17 protein-coding genes and 2 tRNA genes are annotated in these 20,329 nt (G+C 70.6%); 4 read left to right on the top strand and 15 right to left on the bottom strand.

Annotated elements, in window-relative coordinates:
• On the bottom strand, positions 1 to 2,342 hold a 2,342-nt coding region (gene leuS, locus AOK15_RS17095), incomplete at its 3' end, for a leucine--tRNA ligase (protein ID WP_420876920.1).
• A gap of 435 nt (positions 2,343 to 2,777) precedes the next feature.
• On the opposite strand from leuS, the gene AOK15_RS17090 reads away from it, so the two are divergent.
• Together AOK15_RS17090 and AOK15_RS17085 are read left to right on the top strand one after the other, a co-directional pair.
• A complete protein-coding gene (locus AOK15_RS17090; RefSeq protein WP_240508466.1) occupies positions 2,778 to 4,145 on the top strand; it encodes a cytochrome b/b6 domain-containing protein in 1,368 nt (455 codons plus the stop codon).
• Positions 4,142 to 5,758: an NADH-quinone oxidoreductase subunit NuoF family protein gene (locus AOK15_RS17085; RefSeq protein WP_055517675.1), complete on the top strand. Its 1,617-nt coding sequence runs from the start codon at positions 4,142 to 4,144 to the stop codon at positions 5,756 to 5,758. The genes AOK15_RS17090 and AOK15_RS17085 overlap by 4 nt, the downstream gene beginning before the upstream one ends.
• 176 nt (positions 5,759 to 5,934) lie before the next feature.
• On the opposite strand, the gene AOK15_RS17080 is transcribed toward AOK15_RS17085, so the two are convergent.
• The 9 genes from AOK15_RS17080 to AOK15_RS45620 form a co-directional block, all read right to left on the bottom strand.
• Positions 5,935 to 6,007 (bottom strand) — tRNA-Ala (locus tag AOK15_RS17080).
• Between the two features lie 147 nt (positions 6,008 to 6,154).
• Complete coding sequence (locus AOK15_RS17075; RefSeq protein ID WP_005479297.1) at positions 6,155 to 6,388, bottom strand: hypothetical protein; 234 nt, start codon at positions 6,386 to 6,388, stop codon at positions 6,155 to 6,157.
• A 397-nt stretch (positions 6,389 to 6,785) separates the two neighbouring features.
• Positions 6,786 to 6,858, bottom strand: a tRNA-Ala gene (locus AOK15_RS17070).
• A 131-nt stretch (positions 6,859 to 6,989) separates the two neighbouring features.
• Positions 6,990 to 7,658 carry a histidine phosphatase family protein gene (locus AOK15_RS17065; protein WP_055517672.1) on the bottom strand — a complete coding sequence of 223 codons (669 nt, stop codon included), beginning with the start codon at positions 7,656 to 7,658 and terminating at the stop codon, positions 6,990 to 6,992.
• Positions 7,655 to 8,101 (bottom strand): ribosome silencing factor, encoded by a 447-nt coding sequence (gene rsfS / locus AOK15_RS17060; RefSeq protein WP_055517670.1) that lies wholly within the window; start codon positions 8,099 to 8,101, stop codon positions 7,655 to 7,657. The genes AOK15_RS17065 and rsfS overlap by 4 nt, the downstream gene beginning before the upstream one ends.
• Positions 8,102 to 8,264: 163 nt before the next feature.
• Complete coding sequence (locus tag AOK15_RS17055; protein ID WP_055517668.1) at positions 8,265 to 10,124, bottom strand: LCP family protein; 1,860 nt, start codon at positions 10,122 to 10,124, stop codon at positions 8,265 to 8,267.
• Between the two features lie 16 nt (positions 10,125 to 10,140).
• The gene (nadD, locus tag AOK15_RS17050) at positions 10,141 to 10,875 is read right to left on the bottom strand and encodes a nicotinate-nucleotide adenylyltransferase (protein WP_055517665.1); all 735 of its coding nucleotides are present in this window, start codon (positions 10,873 to 10,875) and stop codon (positions 10,141 to 10,143) included.
• 58 nt (positions 10,876 to 10,933) lie between these two features.
• A complete protein-coding gene (locus AOK15_RS45625) occupies positions 10,934 to 11,101 on the bottom strand; it encodes a hypothetical protein (RefSeq protein ID WP_099964502.1) in 168 nt (55 codons plus the stop codon).
• A 123-nt stretch (positions 11,102 to 11,224) separates the two neighbouring features.
• The gene (locus tag AOK15_RS45620; protein WP_167738824.1) at positions 11,225 to 11,395 is read right to left on the bottom strand and encodes a hypothetical protein; all 171 of its coding nucleotides are present in this window, start codon (positions 11,393 to 11,395) and stop codon (positions 11,225 to 11,227) included.
• A 98-nt stretch (positions 11,396 to 11,493) separates the two neighbouring features.
• On the opposite strand from AOK15_RS45620, the gene AOK15_RS17045 reads away from it, so the two are divergent.
• Positions 11,494 to 12,621, top strand: coding sequence for a M48 family metallopeptidase (locus AOK15_RS17045; protein WP_055517663.1), 1,128 nt, complete (start codon positions 11,494 to 11,496; stop codon positions 12,619 to 12,621).
• Positions 12,622 to 12,785: 164 nt separating this feature from the next.
• Here the strand turns inward: AOK15_RS17045 and AOK15_RS17040 are convergent, their stop codons facing one another.
• The 5 genes from AOK15_RS17040 to proB all read right to left on the bottom strand — a co-directional run bounded on the left by AOK15_RS17040 (position 12,786) and on the right by proB (position 17,797).
• A complete protein-coding gene (locus AOK15_RS17040) occupies positions 12,786 to 13,856 on the bottom strand; it encodes an SCO2583 family membrane protein (RefSeq protein WP_055517660.1) in 1,071 nt (356 codons plus the stop codon).
• A 101-nt stretch (positions 13,857 to 13,957) separates the two neighbouring features.
• A complete protein-coding gene (locus AOK15_RS17035; RefSeq protein ID WP_055517658.1) occupies positions 13,958 to 14,530 on the bottom strand; it encodes an SCO2584 family spore wall biosynthesis protein in 573 nt (190 codons plus the stop codon).
• A 158-nt stretch (positions 14,531 to 14,688) separates the two neighbouring features.
• Entirely contained in the window at positions 14,689 to 15,975 is a 1,287-nt protein-coding gene (locus tag AOK15_RS17030) for a glutamate-5-semialdehyde dehydrogenase (protein WP_055517655.1), read from the bottom strand.
• Positions 15,976 to 16,065: 90 nt separating this feature from the next.
• Positions 16,066 to 16,530 (bottom strand): hypothetical protein, encoded by a 465-nt coding sequence (locus tag AOK15_RS17025; protein WP_055517653.1) that lies wholly within the window; start codon positions 16,528 to 16,530, stop codon positions 16,066 to 16,068.
• 160 nt (positions 16,531 to 16,690) lie between these two features.
• Complete coding sequence (proB, locus tag AOK15_RS17020; RefSeq protein ID WP_055517651.1) at positions 16,691 to 17,797, bottom strand: glutamate 5-kinase; 1,107 nt, start codon at positions 17,795 to 17,797, stop codon at positions 16,691 to 16,693.
• 389 nt (positions 17,798 to 18,186) lie between these two features.
• On the opposite strand from proB, the gene AOK15_RS17015 reads away from it, so the two are divergent.
• Positions 18,187 to 20,268, top strand: a complete 2,082-nt coding sequence (locus tag AOK15_RS17015; protein WP_055517649.1) for a hypothetical protein — start codon at positions 18,187 to 18,189, stop codon at positions 20,266 to 20,268.
• The last annotated feature ends 61 nt before the right edge of the window (positions 20,269 to 20,329 follow it).

The following is a 20,329-nucleotide window of genomic DNA, read 5'->3' as shown; positions in this document are numbered from 1 at the left end:
TGCAGCAGCCGGAACTGGCCCACCACCGCGCGCGTGTCCCACGGCCGGGAGACGTCCAGCGGGCCCATCGCCATCTCGTACAGACGCAGGGTGTCGGCGCCGTACTCCTCGCAGATGGACTCCGGGGTGACCGCGTTCTTCAGGGACTTGCCCATCTTGCCCAGCAGACGGCTGACCTGCTCGCCCTCGTAGTAGAAGGCGCCGTCGCGCTCCTCCACCTCGGCGGCGGGCACCGCGAAGCCACGACTGTCGCGGTAGACGAACGCCTGGATCATGCCCTGGTTGAACAGCTTGTGGAACGGCTCGGCGGACGAGACGTACCCCAGGTCGTACAGGACCTTGGACCAGAAGCGCGCGTACAGCAGGTGCAGCACGGCGTGCTCGGCGCCGCCGACGTACAGGTCGACACCGCCGTGCGGCAGGCCCTCGCGCGGGCCCATCCAGTACTGCTCGATCTCCGGGTCGACCAGCCGCTCGCCGTTGTGCGGGTCCAGGTAGCGCAGCTCGTACCAGCAGGAACCGGCCCAGTTGGGCATGGTGTTGGTTTCGCGCCGGTACTTCTTCGGCCCGTCGCCCAGGTCCAGCGTGACGTCGACCCACTCCTCGTTCCGCGACAGCGGCGTCTCGGGCTGGGTGTCGGCGTCGTCCGGGTCGAAGGTGCGGGGCGAGTAGTCCTCGACCTCGGGCAGCTCCAGCGGCAGCATCGACTCCGGCAGGGAGTGGGCGACGCCGTCCTCGTCGTAGACGATCGGGAAGGGCTCGCCCCAGTAGCGCTGGCGGCTGAACAGCCAGTCGCGCAGGCGGAAGTTGACGGTGCCCTCGCCGATGCCGGACCGCTCCAGCCACTCGGTGACGCGCGCCTTGGCCTCGACGACGCCCAGGCCGTCCAGGGAGACGCCCGCACCGGTGGAGTTGACGATCGTCGCGTCGTACGAGACGAAGGCGTCGTCCCACGTCGACGTGTCCGTTCCCCGGTCGTCCGTCGGTTCGACGACGCAGATGATCGGCAGCTCGAAGGCGCGCGCGAACGCGAAGTCGCGCGCGTCGTGCGCCGGGACGGCCATGATGGCGCCGGTGCCGTAGCCCATCAGGACGTAGTCGGCGATGAAGACGGGGATCTTCTCGCCGTTGACGGGGTTGGTGGCGTAGGAGCCGGTGAAGACGCCGGTCTTGTCCTTGGCCTCGGCCTGCCGCTCGACGTCGGACTTCGAGGCGGCCTGGGCGCGGTAGGCGGAGACGGCCTCGGTGGGGGTGGCGTGCCCGCCGGTCCACACGTCGTGGGTGCCCTCGGGCCAGGCGGCCGGGGTGAACTTGTCGACCAGCGGGTGCTCGGGGGCCAGCACCATGTAGCTCGCGCCGAACAGCGTGTCGGGGCGCGTGGTGAAGACGGTGATGTGCTCGCCGTCGATCGGGAAGTCGACGCGGGCGCCCTCGGAGCGGCCGATCCAGTTGCGCTGCTGCAGCTTGATGGCCTCGGGCCAGTCCAGCTCCTCCAGGTCCTCCAGCAGACGGTCGGCGTACGCCGTGATCCGCATGTTCCACTGGCGCAGCTTGGCCTTGAAGACGGGGAAGTTGCCGCGCTCGGAGCGGCCGTCGGCGGTGACCTCCTCGTTGGCCAGGACGGTGCCCAGGCCGGGGCACCAGTTGACGGGCGCGTCGGAGGCATAGGCCAGGCGGTACTCGCCCAGGACGTCGGCGCGTTCGACGGCGCTCAGCGCGTTCCAGGAGCGCCCGCCGGGCACGGCGCGCTCACCCGACTCGAACTGGGCGACCAGTTCGGCGATGGGGCGGGCCTTCCTCGCCTCGTCGTCGTACCAGGAGTTGAAGATCTGCAGGAAGATCCACTGGGTCCACTTGTAGTAGTCCGGGTCGATCGTGGCGAACGACCGGCGCTTGTCATGGCCCAGGCCCAGCCGGCGCAGCTGGGACTTCATGTTGGTGATGGCGGCCTCGGTGGTGACCCGGGGGTGCTCGCCGGTGGCCACGGCGTGCTGCTCGGCGGGCAGGCCGAACGCGTCGAAGCCCAGGGTGTGCAGGACGTTGTGGCCGGTCATCCGCTGGTAGCGGGCGAAGACGTCGGTGGCGATGTACCCCAGCGGGTGACCGACGTGCAGGCCCGCACCGGAGGGGTAAGGGAACATGTCCATGATGAACTTCTTGGGGCGGGCGGCCAGCTCCGGATCGCCCGCCAGGTCGCCCTTGGGGTTCGGTGCCGCGTAGGTGCCCTCGGCGTCCCAGAAGTCCTGCCAGCGTGCCTCGATCTCGGCCGCGACGGCGGCCGTGTAGCGGTGCGGCGCGGTGTCCACCGACGCTCCTGCGGCAGCGGGGTTCGTCTCGCTCATGATCCTCAAAGCTCCATCGATCGTCTCTGCCAGCGGTAGGTGTCGTCCGGAAACGAAAAATCCCCTCGCACAGGAGGGGACCGCCGCGCCGATTCCGACCACGCCGTTCATCGGCGGTCGGGACTGATCAGCGCGGCTCACTAAGCAGAAGGCGTACGGCACGCATGGGCTCAGGGTACCCCAGGGCCCTCAGCCGTCGCGACGAGGTTCCGGGCCGTCACCGGACAGGACCAGCGGTGTGTCGGCCACCGGATCCGGCCAAAAAAGTTGAACAAAGTTCAAATCTTACTTCGCGTAACAACCACTAAGGGACATCACCGATGTGAGATTGGCCCTTGATAACAGCGCAATAACTCAAACCACCTACTGCTCGGTTTGGCACCACTTACAGTTCGACGACGGGACCGCTTTCCCGAACTGTTCGGAGTTGCCCCCATGAACCCTCGTCGCAGTAACAGCACGCTGCCCCAGACCGGCCGTTCGGCCTACGGGATCGCGACCGCTGCCGCTCTGCTGCTGATACCCGTAAGTGTGCTGGTCGGAGGTGACGCCTACCGTGAGTTCCTCGACTTCGGCGCGGGCGTCCTCTCACTGGTGTCGCTGACCCTGTCGGTGCTCTGGGGACTCGTCGCCCAGGACCGGACGCTGCTCAGCGTGCGCCAGCGGATCATCGGCCAGGCCGTCCACCGGACGACCGCCATCGCCTCGGTTGCGTTCCTCGTCCTGCACGTCACCGTGAAATTGGCGCTGAGCCACGTCTCCGCGATCGCCCTGTTCCCCTTCGCCCTCGGCGTGACGGGTACGGGCGCGCTCATCGGCTTCGGCGCGACCGCCGCCTCCTTGATGATCTTCGTCGCCATCACCGGCGCACTGCGCAGCAACTTCGCCTCCCCGGCCGAGACCGCGGCCCGCTGGCGGGCGATGCACATGCTGGCCTACGCGGCCTGGTGTTTCGCACTCGTGCACGGACTCTACGCGGGTCGCGAAGCCAAGCCGATCTTCACCATCCTCTACTCGCTGGGCCTGGTCGCGGTGGCCGCGGCTCTGCTGCTGCGAGCGGCCCCCCGTTCGGTCAAGCGGCAGTTCATCGAGCGCATCACGGCCATCCTGGGCACCGACGGCCAGCGTCCCCCCGAGGTCGAGGAGCTCGTCAAGTCACGAGCCGCCCGCCAGGAGGCCGGCGGGCGCCGTGAGGACGGACCGCGCGACTCCCAGAAGCGGGACACCGGGCAGTTCCCCCTGCCGGGCTTCGGCGGCCAGGCCCCGGGCCCCGCGCTCGGCGACAGCCTCGTGCCCCCGCCCCGCACGGGAGCGTCGGCCGCGGCCGACGGCCCCGGATTCGCGGCGGCCTACCGCGCCGTGTCGATGACACCGCGCTCCCCGGAGCCGACCGCGCCCTATCTGACCCAGCAGCAGCCGCCACTGGACATGCAGCCCACGCAGGCCATGCCCCGCCTGGACGACGGTCCGGCCACGGGCACGCGCTGGCCGTCCCCGTCCCCGCCGCCGGTCGGCGAGGCGCCCCCGTCGTCGTACGACCCGATGCAGGACACCTTCGCCGGGCAGCCCCTGGGCGGCCAGACCCTCGGCGGACAGGCGTACCCGGGCCAGACGTACCAGGGTGAGGCGTATCCCACGGGGGTTCCGGAAAGTTCCTACGGAACCGCTGAGACGAACGCCCCCTACGGCACGTACAACCCGAACGACACGTACAACAGCGGTCCCGCCACTGAAACGCTGCCCGGATACGACCAGCCGGGCTCAGGCGAACCCTGGAACGCGCCTTCCGGAGGCTTTAAGTGAACGAGGCCCTTCCCGACGTCCCCGAAGTCCGTGTGGTGGGGCTCCCCCAGCTCACCTCGGGCTTCGACCTCGTCGAGAGACTCGATCTCCCCATGCACCTGAAGGTGCACGGTCCGCTCGAACCCATGGGCGGGGAGCAGTTGGCCCAGCTCTCCGAGCGGATCAATCTGAAGGGCAGGGGCGGCGCGGGCTTCCCGTTCCACAAGAAGCTGCGCTCGGTCGCCGAGTCGGCGATCAAACGCGGCATCCGGCCGGTCGTGGTCGTCAACGGCAGTGAGGACGAACCCGCCTGCCGCAAGGACACGGTGCTGATCAACCGTGCCCCTCACCTCATCCTGGACGGCGCCCTGCTGGTCGCGGAGGCCCTGGGTGCCCGCCAGCTGGTCATCGGGGTGACACGTGAATCCACGCAGCGGTCGATGGAGGCCGCCCTCGCCGAGCGCGGCCTCGGCAACCGGCGCGGCGCGGCCATCCGCGCGAGCGTGCAGCGCAACCCGGTCCGTATGGTCACGGGCGCGGCCGCCTCGCTGATCCGTTCCATCGACGGGGGCCCGGCGATCCCGCCCGGCCGCAAGACCAGCGCGTCCAAGAGCGGTGTCGGAGGCGCGCCGACGCTGCTCTCGAACGCGGAGACCTTCGCCCAGCTCGCCATCGGCGCCCGCATCGGCGCCGAGCGGTACGGCAACACCGGTCTGTACGACGAGCCGGGCACCGTCATGCTCACCGTCTCCGGCGCGGTCGCCCGGCCCATGGTGATCGAGGCCCCGACCGGCGTGCCGCTGCGCTACATCCTGCAGCTCGCCGGCGCGCCGCCGGTCCCGCAGGGTGTGCTGACGGGCGGCTACCACGGCAAGTGGATCGACGCGGCGACGGTCAACGAGGCGGTCGTCTCCCGCAACTCCCTGGACGCGGTGGGCGGTGCGCTCGGCGCGGGCGCGATCCTGCCGATCAGCCAGGACACCTGCCCGCTCGGCGAGTCGCTCCAGGTCGCCAAGTGGCTCGCCGAGGAGAGCGCGGGACAGTGCGGTCCCTGCTACCTCGGTCTGCCGGCCGCCGCGCGCGGCATGGAGGACATCCTCAACGGCGGCGGGCCGGCCGCCCTGGAGGCACTCAAGCAGGTCGCCAAGAACGTCAAGCGGCGTGGGGCGTGCTCGCACCCCGACGGCTCCGCGATGTTCCTGGAGTCGACCATCAAGGCCTTCACCGACGACCTCGCCGCGCATGTCCTCGGCAACGGCTGCGGGCGGCCCGTGGAAGGTGTCCTGCCGCTGTTCGAGGGCGGCAGGGGACCCACGGGCCTCCCGGGCGGTGCGGGCCAGGAGGAGTCCGGCGCGAGCCGCCAGAAGATCTTCGTCGACTGGACGCTGTGCCGGGGCCACGGCCTGTGCGCCGACATCCTCCCGGAGGTCTTCCAGCTGGGCGCCGACGGCTTCCCCACGGTCGCCCAGGCGAAGGTCCCGCAGTACGCCGAGGCGAAGGCGCTGCGTGCGGTGCGGCGCTGCCCGGCGCTGGCCCTGCGCATCGAGGAGGACACCCGGGGCAACGCCCCGTCCCGCAACCTCCCGGTCCTCTCCCAGGGCCGCGGCCGCCGGGCTCTGGGCAGCGGCCGCTGACGCCCCGCCGAAGCGACGCGAGGGCGGGCCACCCCGGGTACGGGGCGGCCCGCCCTTTTCCGTCCCCTGGCCACCGTCACAGGCGCTCTCAGGCCCTGTCGCACGGCCGGTGGCCGGCACTCCGAGACATCGTCAACAACGCGAAGACCCCGTCCACTTGGACGGGGTCTTTTCTGTGGAGCTAAGGAGAATTGAACTCCTGACCTCCTGCATGCCATGCAGGCGCTCTACCAACTGAGCTATAGCCCCTTGCTGTTTCCGTCGGGTTCCCCCGGCGACATCGCCAACTTTACCGGTCCCCGCGCCGACCACCAAATCCTTTCCGACCGGCGCACCTTATGGGCGATTTCGGTACATTGCGCCCGTTACTGAGGCGGCGAGTCGGCACCCGGTCGCTCAGGCGGTCACGAACGAGTAGAAGCGCTTGAGCGTGCAGTGCTCCTCGAGGAGCCGGCCGTAGATCGGCTCGCCCTCGAGCTCGCGGTACGTCTCGATGGGGTCGCCTTTTATGATCAGCGCCCGTGCGCATTCCTCGCACCAGTACTGGTAGTCGGCGTTGACGGGTTCCATGTCGCGGACGATGGGGGTGCCGCTGCCGCACCAGTCGCATTTCCTCCTGTGTGCGCCCATCGATCAGCTCCAGCTGTGGCCGCAGGCCGTGCACACGTAGGAAATACCTCCGTTGTCACCGAGCACTTGGGCAACGAGGAGCGAGCCACAGGAAGGGCACAGGAGGGTGGTCTTGCTCCGCATCATCACAGCGGCGGGAAGGTCGTGGACCTTCCCGCGGATGCTCGCAGGCATCGCTTCTCCCTCCCGTCGGGCCGCGCCCCCTTCCGGCCGTTTGATTCTGCCACGGCCGGACCAATACGGTCAGCGACGCCTTCGTACCAGTCCGGACACGCGGCGGGAAAGAAGGTCGTCCGCAGAGGTATACGCCCCTGGGGCGCCCCGCGCTCAAGGAGGTCACGGATCTCACACGAAAAATCCCGTCCCCTGTCGGGAACGGGATCTTCTGTCCGATCTGTGGAGCTAAGGAGAATTGAACTCCTGACCTCCTGCATGCCATGCAGGCGCTCTACCAACTGAGCTATAGCCCCTTGCCCCATGCGGCCGAAGCCGTATGGTGTTTCGCCCCGCTCGGCGGGGCGAACAAGAAGAACTTTAGCCTGCGACCTGCCGGAAAGTGAAATCCGGGCCGCGGCCCCGCTGCCGGGGCCCGCGCGGCCGCTCAGTCGTCGTCGCCGAGCACCGGCTCCGGGAGGGTGCCGGCGTTGTGCTCCAGCAGGCGCCAGCCGCGGGCGCCCTCGCCGAGGACGGACCAGCAGCAGTTGGAGAGACCGCCGAGGCTCTCCCAGTACTGCGGCTCCAGACCGAGCAGGCGCCCGATGGTGGTGCGGATGGTGCCGCCGTGGCTGGTGACCACGAGGGTGCCGTTCTCCGGGAGCTTGTCGGCGTGCCGGAGCACCACGGGGGCCGCGCGGTCGGCGACCTCGGTCTCCAGTTCACCGCCGCCGCGGCGGACCGCCTCGCCGCGCTTCCACGCGCCGTACTCCTCGCCGTACCGGGCGATGATCTCGTCGTGGGTGAGGCCCTGCCAGACACCCGCGTACGTCTCCCGCAGGCCCTCGTCGTGCGAGACCTCCAGGCCGGTGAGGGCGGCCAGCTCGGCAGCCGTCCGCGCGGCGCGCCGGAGGTCGGATGCGACGATCGCGTCGGGCTTGAGGGAGGCGAGCAGCCGGGCGGCGCGGCGGGCCTGACCGAGGCCGGTCTCGGTGAGCTCGACATCGGTGGTGCCCTGGAAGCGGCGCTCCACGTTCCACGAGGTCTGGCCGTGCCGCCACAGGATGATCCGGCGCCCGCGGCCCTTGCGGTCGGCCGGGTCGACCCCCTGGGTCATCGCAGTTCACCGCCCAGTTCGGCGGCCTCCTCGGCGGCCTGCAGCTTCGCGTGCTCCGCGGCCTTGCCCTTGGTGGCCTGCGCGTCGGCGGGCAGCTCAAGCTCGGGGCAGTCCTTCCAGAGACGCTCCAGGGCGTAGAAGACGCGCTCCTCGCTGTGCTGGACGTGCACGACGATGTCGACGTAGTCCAGCAGCACCCATCGGGCCTCGCGGTCGCCCTCACGGCGGACCGGCTTGGCGCCGAGCTCCTTGTTCAGCCGCTCCTCGATCTCGTCGACGATCGACTTGACCTGGCGGTCGTTGGGCGCGGAGGCGAGCAGGAAGGCGTCCGTGATGGAGAGCACATCGCTGACGTCGTACGCGATGATGTCGTGCGCGAGCTTGTCGGCGGCCGCCTGTGCGGCGGTGTGGATGAGCTCGATGGAGCGGTCGGTGGCGGTCACTACATGGCTTTCCGTAGGCGGTCAGGAACCCTCACGGGCTACCACAAGGGTCTCACGTACCGCAGACGCAGCCCCACGGGTTAAGCGATCAGGCCCCGGAGCACCTCCGTCGGGGCGGCTCCGGGGCCTGATCGCGATCGCTGCCGATCCGAGGGTGTGACGGTCAGCCGGTGGTTCCGGTCGTACCCGTAGTACTCGTGGCACCCGTGGTGCCGGTCGTACCCGTGGTACCCGCGCCCGTGGTCCCCGTCGTACCCGTCGTACCCGTCGTACCGCTCGTGTCCGCCCGGTCCGTCGTCTCGTAGTTCCGGCCGAGGACGACGGTGACGTCGGCGTTGGACGTGGTCTCGCCCTTCTTGACGGCGCTCGTGGGGAGTCCGAGGGTCTTGGCGACCTCGACGGCGTCCTGCTTGCGTGCCGCGTCGGAGTAGAGCACCCGGGAGGCGGCCTCGGCGGTGCCGACGGTGCCGGCGTCGAGGAAGGCGTAGCCGCCGTTGAGGAGGACCACGCGGGCCTGTTCGGTGGCGTCCTTGTCGCCGGTGGCGTTGCGGATGCCGACGCGGACGGTGTCCCCGGCCTCGGGGCTCCTGGCGGTGCCGCCGAGCAGGTTCTTGACCACGCTGTCGGAGTCCTCGGCGCTGAGGGTGCCGTCCTGCTGCACGGGGAGCAGCTCGGACGTGTAGTCGCCGCCCTTGGCGCGGTCGGCGAGCTTGGCGAGGAACGCGCCGAGGTCCTTCTCGCCGAGCGAGGGGTCGAGGATCTGGCCGAGGGTCTGCACGGTGACCGTGGCCGCTTGCGCGTCGGAGGACAGCTTGCGCAGCACGCCCTGCATGACCTGCCCGAACCGCTTCAGCTGGGCGTCCTGCGACTCGCCGGAGGCCCGGTAGGTGGCGTACGCGACGGCCATCTTGCCGCTGAGCGTCTGGTTCTCGCCCTTGGCGACGAGGGGCGCCTCGCCCTTCTTCTTCGCCTCCGGGTCCGGTACCGCGATGTCGGTGTCGAGGTCGATGTTGCCGACGAGTTCGACGAGGTTGCTCAGGAAGGGGGTGTCCAGGCGCCAGGTGCCTTCGATGTCGGTGCCGAGGACGGTGTCGAGTTCCTCGCGGGTGTCGGCGGAGCCGTCGTCCTCGACGGACTTGGCGAGGGTGGTCGTGGTGCCGTCGTCGCCGGTCAGGGCGAGGGAGTTGGGCAGCAGGACGGTCGCGCCCCGCTGGGTGGTGGTGTTGTCGACGAGCAGCGCCGTGGAGGTGCCGCCCTTCTTGGTGTCGTGCAGGTGGACGGCGATGACGTCGCGCTTCTGGGCGCCCGCGGCGGTGGTCGTGCCGGTCTTCTGGTCGGCGGAGGAGCCGGGCAGCACGCCCGCGAACCACAGGTAGCCGATGCCGCCGACCGCGACCAGCGCCAGCACGACCACGAGGGCGATCATGCGGCTCTTGGCGCGCCGCTTGGCCTCCTCACGACGCTCGGTGCGGTTCTCGGTGAAGTTCAGCCAGTCGATGACGTCCTCGGAGTCGCCGTCGGGCTGGTCGACGAAGGCGAATTGCTCGGTGCGGTACTCCGGGTCACCGGCCTCCGCGCCGGCCTCGGGACCGCCGTCCTCGGTGGTCTCCTGCGGGCCCGTCTGCTGCGGGATGTGGGCGGTCTGCTCGGTGACCGGGGCCTGATGGCCGGTGACCGCGGTCTGCCCGTACGGGTCGTAGGGGTCGTACGCGGGTGCCGGTGCCTGCTGGCCCGTGTCGTAGGCGGTGCCGTAGCCCTGGGCGGGCTGCTGCTGGACCTGGCCGGTCGCGTACGGGTCGTACCCGTAGCCCTGGCCATAGCCACCCTGCTCGTAACCAGCCTGGCCGTAGTTCTGGCCGTAACCCTGGCCGTAGCCCTGCTGCTGCCCGTAGGGGTCGTACGTCTGTTGCTGAGGCACCTGCTGGGTGGGCGCCTGTCGGTACACCGGCTGTCCGAACTCGTCGTAGCCGACGAGTTCGTACGGCTGGTCGCCCCCGTGGCCAGCGTCGTATCGGTCGTTCACCGGTGCCCCTCTCGGCTCACTCGCCGCGGTACAGCTGCCGCTTGTCGATGTAGCGCACCACTCCGTCCGGCACCAGATACCAGACGGGGTCGCCCTTCGCGACCCTCGCACGGCAGTCGGTGGACGAGATGGCCAGCGCCGGAACCTCAACGAGCGTGACCCCGCCCGCGGGCAGGCCGGGGTCGGCCAAAGTGTGGCCGGGACGGGTGACCCCGATGAAGTGCGCGAGGGAGAACAGCTCCTCGGCGTCGCGCCAGGTGAGGATCTGGCCGAGCGCGTCGGCGCCCGTGATGAAGAAGAGGTCCGTGTCCGGGTTGAGTTCGTGCAGCTCGCGCAGGGTGTCGATGGTGTACGTGGGACCCTTGCGGTCGACGTCGATGCGGCTGACGGAGAACTGGGGGTTCTCCGCCGTCGCGATGACCGTCATCAGGTACCGGTCCTCGGCGGCCGACACCGCGCGGTGGGACTTCTGCCAGGGCTGGCCGGTCGGTACGAACACGACCTCGTCGAGACCGAACTGCGCGGCGACCTCCTGGGCCGCGACGAGGTGCCCGTGGTGGATCGGGTCGAACGTCCCGCCCATGACGCCGAGGCGCCTGCGCCCCGGCTCCGGCTTCACGTTCGACTCCGCGTTCGACGGGGTGTTCTCCGGTGCCGTGCCGGTGCTGCCGGCCCGGCCGCCGGTGGTCTCGTGCGCCTGGTCGTTCGCCGTGTCGTGCTCCGGACCAGTAGGCGGTTCCTGCTCTCCCATGCGTCGAGACACTACCGGCCCGGCGGACACACTCTGTTCGAATGGCCTTTTGCGCGGATCAGCGGTCCCGGTTGAAGCGCGTGGTGATCCACAGCAGCAGGAGCAGGGCGAAGAGGGCTCCGCCGCCGGTCAGGTAGGGGCTGAGGCTCTCGTGGTTGCCGCCGTGCTCCCCGCCGCCCTCGGCGGCGAAAGTGACCAAGTCGGCAGCGGTGCTGTGGAAGCTCATCGTCGGCAGGACCTATCCGTGTGGGATCGGGATAAAGACTCGGCCCATCGTAAGCGGGGGCCGCGTCGGCGATCACGCCGACTCCGCCCCGGACTGAACGGACGGGGCTCCGTCTCCGTACCGTCAGTCGTCCCGCTTGTATCCGCGCAGGAGGAACCAGGCCATCAGGACCGACCCCAGGACCATCACGATCAGCACCACACGCAGCAGGTTTCCCGCGCCCTGCTCCTTGGCGGCGGCGCCCGCGGCCTCGGTGAACCAGGGGGCCGTCGTGACGTGGGGGAGATGCTCCATGAGATCGCTCCTTACGGTTGATGCCCTGCCACGGTAACTCCGCCTAGGCTGGTCTCCGCTTCGGGGGCAATATGGGCAATCAAACGCATGGGGGATACATGCCGGACGACAGCCACGAGCAGAACGGGCACGAGAACGTGCCGAGCAGGCAGCGCAGGCGCTTCGAGGGAATCTCCTCGCGGGCGTACGAACACCCCGCGGACCGCTCGGCGCTGGTGGCGCTGCGCAAGCTCAGCGGCTTCGACACGGTGTTCAAGGCACTCAGCGGTCTGCTGCCCGAGCGCAGCCTCAGGCTGCTGTTCCTGTCCGACTCCGTACGGGTCTCGGACCAGCAGTTCGCGCACCTCAACGACATGCTGCGGGACGCCTGTTACATCCTGGACCTGGAGAAGGTCCCGCCGATGTACGTCAACCAGGACCCGCAGCCGAACGCGATGTGCATCGGCCTGGACGAGCCGATCATCGTCGTGACGACCGGGCTCGTCGAGCTGCTCGACGAGGAGGAGATGCGGGCCGTCATCGGCCACGAGGTGGGCCACGCCCTCTCCGGCCACTCGGTGTACCGCACGATCCTGCTGTTCCTGACGAGCCTCGCGCTGAAGGTCGCCTGGATCCCGCTGGGCAACCTCGCGATCATGGCGATCGTGACCGCGCTGCGGGAGTGGTTCCGCAAGTCGGAGCTGTCCGCCGACCGTGCCGGACTCCTGGTCGGTCAGGACCTGAAGGCCTCGATGCGCGGCCTGATGAAGATCGCGGGCGGCAACCACCTGCACGAGATGAACGTCGACGCGTTCCTCGCGCAGGCCGAGGAGTACGAGGCCGGGGGCGACCTGCGCGACTCCGTGCTGAAGATCCTCAACGTGCTGCCCCGCTCGCACCCCTTCACCACGGTGCGCGCGGCCGAGCTGAAGAAGTGGGCGGAGTCCCGCGACTTCCAGCGGATCATGGACGGCCACTACCCGCGGCGCAGCGAGGACAAGGACACCAAGGTGACCGACTCCTTCCGTGAGTCGGCGGAGCACTACACGAACCACGTCAAGAGCTCCAAGGACCCGCTGATGAAGCTGGTCACCGACATCGCGGGCGGTGCGGGCGACCTCGGCGGCCGGGTGCGGCGCGGCTTCAGCGGCTTCGCCAACGGTGGCGGCGCGGCCTCGGAGGGCACCGCGTCGGGCGGCGGTACGGCCACGGACACCGCCGAGGACAGGCGTCCCGACGACGAGTGACGCGGCGGACACCACCGGTGCGCTGAGAGCGCCCGGCCAGGAGGTTCCCCTCCGGGCCGGGCGCTTCGTCGTGCACGACGCCGTGCTCACAGTGTCGGCGCCGTGCACACGCCTTCGCCGCCGTGTTCACCGCTTCGGCAGGGGTTGCACCGTCGACGTCGTGGTCACACCTTCGGCTGGGCGCTCTGGGCCAGGGAGCCACACAGGGCGGTGGCGCCGCCGGTGGCGTACGGGTCGGTGCCGGCCGGGCCGCCCGCCTTGTCCTGCTGACCGGCGAGCAGCGGCCGCAGATGGTTCGTGGCGTCGTCGGCGCAGGCCAGCGGTCCGGCCTGGACGTAGGAGACGACGACCTCGGCCTGGCGGGTGCGCAGGTCGTCCTGGTCGAAGCGGAAGTGCAGCTCGCGCCGCACGGTGAACAGGGACGCCTCGGCCCCTGCCCGGGGGCCCACCGGGCGCAGCGCGTACACGAAGGTGTGCGCGGCGACGACCTCCAGCGTGCCGGAGTCGAACTCCGCCGCCTGGAGGGTGCCCTGGACGCGGATCCTGGTGTCGGCGAGCTGGGCGCGGGAGGGGTCGAAGCGGACCAGCCAGCCGGTGGGCGCGTGGCGTCCGTCCGCGGTGGGGCGGTCGAAGCTCTGGTCGAACTGGTCGAGCTGGTCGGAGTCGAGCAGCCGTCGTACCGGCTCGACGGTGGTGCCGGCGAGCACCCGCGGGTCGAGCGCGGAGGCGACCAGGTACTCCTTGGCGACGATCAGCGAGGTGACGACCTGGCTGTCGGAGAAGTGCTCGGTGCGGCGGGTGGCCGGCATCGTGATGCCGTCGGCGCCGGTGCGGAAGTGGGCGGCCGGACTGTTCTCGAACAGTCTTTCGGGGTCATTGGCGCCAGGGACCCGCGCCTGGGGGGCCAGCGGGATCACCGTCATCCGCAGGGGCTCGGTGGGACTCGTGGCCCGCGGTTGGTACGGATGGCGGACGCCCATGTAGATGGCGGTACCGAAGGCGACGGCGATCAGCAGGACGAGGATCAGTGCCTGCCGGGAGAAACCGCGGCGCACGGGCGGGCGGCGGCGGACCGCGGGGGCGTGGTCGGTGAGGCGTTCCTGGGCGGAGAACTCCTGGAGACGAGCAGCGCGAACGAACGATTCGTCGAACACGACGGATCGGTATTCGTCCTCGCCTCCACCGCCGGGGGTGCCCTCGGGTGCCCCCTCGGGTGGGTCTCCGGGCCCGCCCATACCTTCAGGGTAGGTCTGCCGGAGCTCCGATAAACGCCGAGGTGCGCGACAACTTCTGACAGGTTCTCACCAGGTTTTCGAACGTCTCGTCGAACTGGCTGTCAGCGTTGGCGCGGGGTCGCCGAGGCCGCCGGCTGGGAGTAGTCCGCGGAGGCCGAGGGACCGGCCGAGGTGCCCTGTTCGACTCCGGTGGTGGCGGGGGGCGGGACCTCGTCACCGCGACTGGAGGAGGCGCCCCGGTAGACGGCGGTGAAGGCCAGCGCGACCATGCCGATGCCCATGACCAGGGCGAGGAGCCAGGCGACGGGGCGGTGCCAGCGGGTCTGCTTGCCGTAGGGCCCGTCGGAGCCGAAGCGGCCCTCCAGGATCTCGGGGTCGTCGAGATCGTCGAGGTCGTGACCGAAGTCCGGGCCGTCGGCGAAGCCGTCGTCGTAGTCGTCACCGCGGAGGCCTCTGGAATGGGCCCGGCGGGCCTCGGCCTCCTGGGCCGCGGCACGGGCCTCCGCGGCGGCGAGCAGCCGCTCGACCGCGGTCGGCTCATGGACCACGGCCGCCCGTACGAAGTCCTCGTCGAAGACCACGGAGGCGAACTCTTCGTCCATACCTCCGCGGTCGCGGTCGTCGTCGGGCTCCCAGCCGTCAGGGAACGGCGTGCCCCCCACGTCCTCCGGCACGGATCCAGAGTAGACCGGGGTGGTCAATTTGGGCAGACGGTAAGGAAATTCATCCGTTCTGCTCAGCGGGTCACCGGTCGTTCCCCGGGAACGGACCGGCGCCCCACGAGGCGCGTACGCCCCGCCGGGCGCCGTACGCGCCGGGTGTCGGCCGGATGTCAGCGGCGTACGTGCCCGTCGCCCGTGACGATGTACTTGGTGCTGGTCATCTCGGGCAGGCCCATCGGGCCGCGGGCATGCAGCTTCTGGGTGGAGATGCCGATCTCCGCGCCGAAGCCGAACTGACCGCCGTCGGTGAAGCGGGTGGAGGCGTTGACGGCGACGGTCGTGGAGTCCACCAACTGGGTGAAGCGGCGGGCGGCCTGCTGGGAGGTCGTCACGATCGCCTCGGTGTGCCCGGAGCTCCACAGCCGGATGTGCTCCACGGCCCGGTCCAGCGAGTCGACGACGGCGGCGGCGATGTCGTACGAGAGGTACTCGGTCTCCCAGTCCTCCGTGGTGGCCTCGACGACCGTGGCGCGGGTCTCCTTGGCGTACGCGAGGACCCGCTCGTCGCCGTGGACGGTGACGCCGGCGTCGGCGAGGGCGTCCAGGGCGCGGGGCAGGAACTCGGGCGCGATGTCCTGGTGGACCAGGAGGGTCTCGGCGGCGTTGCAGACGCTGACCCGCTGGGCCTTGGAGTTGATCAGGATCTCGATCGCCGTGTCGAGGTCGGCGCCCGCGTCGACGTAGACGTGGCAGTTGCCGGTGCCGGTCTCGATCACCGGGACGGTGGACTCCTCGACGACCGTGCGGATCAGGGAGGCGCCGCCGCGCGGGATGAGCACGTCGACCAGGCCGCGGGCGCGCATCAGCTCGCGCACGGAGTCACGGCTCTCGCCGGGGACGAGTTGGATGGCGTCGGCGGGCAGCCCGGCGCCGCCGACGGCGTCGCGCAGGACACGGACGAGGGCGGTGTTGGACTCGTACGCGGAGGACGAGCCGCGCAGCAGGACCGCGTTGCCCGACTTCAGGCAGAGGGCGGCGGCGTCGACGGTGACGTTGGGGCGGGCCTCGTAGATGATGCCGACGACGCCGAGCGGGACGCGGACCTGGCGCAGGTCGATGCCGTTCGGCAGGGTGGAGCCGCGGACGACCTCGCCGACCGGGTCGGGCAGCGCGGCGACGTCGCGCACATCGGCGGCGATCGCGCGGATCCGCTCGGGGGTGAGCGTCAGCCGGTCGATGACCGACTCGCTGGTGCCGGCCTCGCGGGCGCGCTCGATGTCCTTGGCGTTGGCCTCGACGATCTCACTCGTACGGACTTCCAGCGCGTCGGCGATGGCGAGCAGCGCGTCGTCCTTGTCGGCGCGCGGGAGCGGCGCGAGGTCGGCGGCGGCGGCCTTGGCGCGGTAGGCGGCCCGGGTGACCGGGGACATGGAGTCGTACGGCGAGAGCGTGGTCATAAGGGAAGGGTAGTGCGCCGCGGGAGGCGGCCCCAGTCGCTGTCCCACAAGCCGAGACACCCGCCGGACGGGCCCCCGCGGCGGGGTGCCCTAGTAGGGGTGGACGCCTACGCGGGCCGCCGGTGGGGGGCCGTAGCCCTCGGCGATGCGCAGGTGGTAGGTCTGGCGGTCGATGACCTCCAGGCCGACGATCTCCCAGGGCGGCAGTCCGGCCGTGCGGCGGTGCTCGCCCCACAGGCGCAGGGCGACGGCGGCCGCGTCGTGGAGGTCGCGGGCCTCCTCCCAGTAGCGGATCTCGGCGTGGTCGTTGGCGTAGCGGCTGGTCAGCAGGAAGGGGTGGTCGTGGGCGAGCTGTTCCAGGCCGCGCCGCACCTCCTTCAGCGGGGCCTCGGGCCCGGAGACGCTCAGCGTGACGTGCCACAGCCGGGGCAGGTCCTGCGGCTCCTCGGCGCCGCCCTCGTACGCGTCCGAGGAGGTGACGCTGGTGAGCGTCCGCTCCTCGCCTGCCGCACGGGAGGTACCACCACCACGGGACGCCGTGGCCCCGGGGCGCACTCGTCTCACGACGGCCTCCTTCGCAACGATCCGGGCTTCGCATGGGGTGGTGCGGAATGCCCCTGGGACAAAGTTGAGCAGGCTCAAGGGCTCCGTGGGGCGGTTTTACGGAACGCGCACCGGCGCGGGTCGTGCTGCGGCACCCTCGCGGGGCGGCTGGTCAGGGGTGCAGGAGCACCAGGTCGTCCCTGTGTACGACCTCTCGTTCGTAGGCGGGACCCAGCTCGCGCGCCAGTTCCCGGGTCGAGCGGCCGATCAGCTGGGGAATCTCCTTGGCGTCGAAGTTGACCAGCCCGCGGGCCACGGCCCGGCCCGCTCCGTCGCGCAGCTCGACCGGGTCCCCGGCGCTGAAGTCACCGTCGACGGCCGCGATGCCGGCCGGCAGCAGTGACTTGCGGCGCTCGACGACCGCGCGCACGGCGCCGTCGTCCAGGGTGAGCGCGCCCTGCGGGGTGGAGGCGTGCTGGAGCCACAGCAGCCGGTCGGCGGAGCGTTTGCCGGTCGGGTGGAAGTAGGTGCCGGTGTCACGGCCGGTGAGGGCGTCCGCGGCGTGGATGGCGCTGGTCAGGACCACGGGGATGCCCGCGCCCGTGGCGATCGCGGCCGCCTCGACCTTGGTGACCATGCCGCCGGTGCCGACGCCGGCCTTGCCCGCGCTGCCGATCTCCACGTGCGCGAGGTCCTCGGGGCCCCGTACGTCCGCTATCCGCGAGGTGCCCGGTCGGCTGGGGTCGCCGTCGTACACGCCGTCGACATCCGAGAGCAGGACCAGCAGGTCGGCGCGGACGAGGTGGGCGACGAGGGCGGCGAGACGGTCGTTGTCACCGAAGCGGATCTCGTCCGTGGCAACCGTGTCGTTCTCGTTGACGACGGGCAGCGCGCCCATCGCGAGGAGCTTGTCGAGGGTGCGGGAGGCGTTGCGGTGGTGGGAGCGGCGGCTCATGTCGTCGGAGGTGAGGAGCACCTGGCCGACGCGGATGCCGTAGCGGGCGCAGGAGGCCGTGTAGCGGGCCACCAGGAGCCCCTGGCCGACGCTGGCGGCGGCCTGCTGCCGGGCGAGGTCCTTGGGGCGGCGGCGCAGGCCCAGCGGCGCGAGCCCGGCGGCGATGGCACCGGACGAGACCAGCACGACCTCCCGCTCTCCCCCACTGCGGGCCTTGGCGAGGACGTCCACCAGAGCATCCACCCGGTCCGCGTCCAGGCCCCCGGAGGCCGTCGTCAGCGACGAGGAGCCCACCTTGACGACGATCCGGTGGGCTTCCGCCACTCCCTGCCTTGCCGCTGACACCTGTATCCCCAATGTTCCGAACCAGCCCGGTGTGTGCAGTGCGCAATCTACGGGAGCGGCCGGGCCGGACGCGTCCTCATTTCGAGGGGCGGACGGCACGGGTCCGCCTCGTCCGGCGCGGAGTTCCTGCGGGGCGGAACGTGAGATACACCTCGGGATTCCGGGCGTTATGCCCGATTGCTGGTGACTGATCTCACGGGAGATTGCTCCTCGACCGCCCTAGGTCATACGGTCAGGATCGGCCTTCCTCATCTCGTGCGGCATTCCTGGGTCGGAAGGCGCCCGGGGGGTGCGCGCACCGTGGCGGGCCACCCCCACTACTCTCATTCCCCCTTCCGTCCGTCGCACCCTCCGCAGGAGCCCCGCCCGTGCCCTCCGCAGGCCTCGTACCCCGCCGCATCGTGCAGCTGTCAGCGCTGTTCGCGATGTTCGCGCTCTTCACGGTCCAGATCGTCTCCGCGCTGCTGCCGAACATTCCCCTGTTCGTCGCCGCCGGCGCGGCGGGCCTCGTCCTGGACACGTATCTGCAGTACCGGGACCCCGGGCTCCTCGCGCTGCTGGGCAAGGTCCGCTTCGACGCGCTGGTGCGCCAGCTGCTGCGCGACATGCTGATCCTGGTGGGCCTGCTGCGCATCGACGGCATCGACCCGCTGCGCGAGCAGGCACCGCTGCTGGTCGGCCTGTGCCTCTTCTACGCGGTGCACTTCGCCTGCCAGGGCGTCTCCGTGCTGGTCCGCCGCACCCGGACGCTGCCGATCGTCACGCGCAACATCGACGCCTCCACGCTGCGCCTGACCGCCGCCCCGCCGCGCATCCTGGCCCGCCGCCAGGCCCACCGGCTGCTGACCTTCTCGCTGCCGATCACCGCCGGTCTGCTGACCACGGCGGTCACGAAGGACGCCACCTGGGGCGGTCTCGGCCTCGGCTTCGGCCTCACCCTTCTCGTCGGGGGCACGGCGTACCTGGCGACCTGGCTGCTGCCGAAGAAGCGGGCCAGGAGCGAGCAGCAGGTCATGGAGTGGCTGGACGCGTGGCTGGAGCGCTACCAGCCGACCGTCGCCATGTACTTCTCCGGCGGCACGACCTCGGCGTACCAGGCGAACATGTGGCTCTCCACGCTGTCCCAGCTGGACAAGCCGCTGATCGTGCTGCGTGAGCGCTTCATGGTCCAGAAGATCGACGCGACCGACGTCCCCATCATCTGCTTCCCGAAGGTCGCGACGATGTTCTCCCTGGAGAACTCGACCCTGAAGATGATGCTGCACCCGGCGAACGCCGCGAAGACCTCCCAGGTGCTGCGCATCCCCACCATCAAGCACGCCTTCATCAACCACGGCGAGAGCGACAAGCTGTCCTCCTGCAACCCGTACGCGAAGGCGTACGACGAGGTGTGGGTCGCCGGTCCCGCCGCGCGCGAGCGGTACGCGCTCGCCGAGGTCGGTGTCGAGGACAAGGACATCGTCGAGGTGGGCCGCCCGCAGCTGGCCCCGATCCGCCCGTACGCGGGCCCGCCGACCGGCACGTACACGACCGTCCTGTACGCCCCCACCTGGGAGGGCTGGGACGGCAACCCCGGAAACACCTCGGTGGTCCTGGCCGGCGAGAACATCGTCCGCGCGCTGCTCGCCGACGACAAGGTCCGGCTGCTGTACAAGCCGCACCCGATGACCGGCTCGGTCGACCCGCGCGCGGGCGCCGCGAACGAGCGCATCAAGGCGATGATCCGCGAGGCCAACACGAAGCGGTCGGGCGCCCGGCCGGGTGCCGACGCCGCCGAGGAACTGGCGCGCCGCACGGCCGAGCTGGACAGGCTGACGTCGACGTCGTTCCGGGCCAGCGCGGACGAGATGGAGCGGATGCTGCTCCAGGGCACGCCGAGCGGTGACCGTGAGGCGGCCATCGCCGAGGCCACGCTGGCCTGGGAGAAGGCGTACTGGGCGTCGTTCCCCGAGTGGGAGCACCTCGTCATCACCGAGGCCCGGCCCGCGATCTTCGCCTGCTTCAACGCGTCCGACCTGCTCATCAGCGATGTCTCGTCGGTGGTGTCGGACTGGCTGTCCAGCGAGAAGCCGTACGCCGTGGGCAACACCTCCGGGCTGCCGGAGGCGGCGTTCCGCTCGGCGTTCCCGACTGTGTCGGCGGGTGTCGTGATCGCGCCGGACGCGCGTGAGGTGCCGGGGCTGCTGGACGCGGTGCGCAACCCGGAGAAGGACCACTTCACCATGGCCCGCGCCGATCTGAAGGAGCAGCTGCTCGGTCCGTCGGACCCGCCGTCCATCGTCCGGTTCGGCGCGGCCGTCCGGACGCTCTGCGCCAAGGCCGACGACCGCCGGGTCCGTATGGAGTCCCGCCTCGCCAACGAGATCCCCTCCCCACGCGCGTCCCGGGACGAGGTGGCGCTCGAGGGAGAGACCAGCGACGCGGCCGAGGACGCGGAGGCGCTCCGCTAGGTTCAGCCGAAAGGGCCCCCGGGGAACTCCGGGGGCCCTTTGCTGTTGCCCAGGGTGGGGG

Source organism: Streptomyces ossamyceticus (assembly GCF_001418475.1).
GTDB lineage: Bacteria > Actinomycetota > Actinomycetes > Streptomycetales > Streptomycetaceae > Streptomyces > Streptomyces ossamyceticus.
The sequence above is the reverse complement of the archived record's forward strand: the minus strand, read 5'-3'. Positions and strand labels throughout refer to the sequence as shown.